We start from the raw sequence: 746 nt of genomic DNA, 5'->3' as shown, positions 1-746 counted from the left end.
GAAATCACAGAACCATTCACTTAAGTGTTGCTGGCAAAGCAACAGATATTATTGCAGCCGGGCGTGCGGCACAGAAGAAATTTTGTGAAATAGTATTTGCAGGATTTTCAAAGGAAGAAATGGAAAAGCTGCAACAGTTTACAGAACAGGTAAACAGAAATATAAAGGAATATACGAACAGTTAGGAGATGTTTATAGTGGAAAATAGCAAGGATTTTTTAGGTACGCAGCCCGTTGGAAAACTGCTTTTTAAGTTGGCAATTCCTACGGTGATAGCACAGTTAATCAATATGTTGTATAACATTGTCGATAGGATTTTTATCGGCCATATACCGGATGCAGGCAGTCTTGCTCTGACGGGTGTCGGTGTGACCATGCCTATTATTATGATTGTGTCGGCATTTGCAGGACTTGTAAGTTCAGGAGGTGCTCCTCGTGCTTCTATTTCGATGGGAAAAGGCGATATGGACAGTGCAGAGCAAACGCTTGGTGGATGTTTTCTTTTACAGGTAATTGTTTCAATCGTTCTGACAGCGGTACTTTTGCTCTTTGGAGAAAATTTACTGTTAGCTTTTGGAGCCAGTGAAAATACGATTGAATATGCTGTTTCCTATTTGAACATATATGCGCTTGGAACATTGTTTGTGCAGCTAACATTGGGAATGAACTCATTTGTAACTGCTGAAGGATTTACAAAAGTGTCTATGGTATCCGTCGCAATCGGAGCAATTCTGAATATCGCTCTC

General features: G+C 40.3%; 2 protein-coding genes. Both read left to right on the top strand.

All coding sequences use genetic code 11. The annotated features are described in order from the left end of the window. Positions 1-185, top strand: a 185-nt coding sequence (locus ABMA45_RS06975) for a hypothetical protein (protein WP_348030015.1), incomplete at its 5' end; no start/stop codon positions are given. Between the two features lie 12 nt (positions 186-197). Beyond that, positions 198-746, top strand: a 549-nt coding sequence (locus ABMA45_RS06970; protein ID WP_348030013.1) for an MATE family efflux transporter, incomplete at its 3' end; no start/stop codon positions are given.

It is taken from the genome of Eubacterium sp. CAG:156 (assembly GCF_000434315.1).
Lineage (GTDB): Bacteria > Bacillota > Clostridia > Lachnospirales > Lachnospiraceae > Eubacterium_U > Eubacterium_U album.
This window is presented reverse-complemented; position numbering and strand designations above follow the sequence as displayed.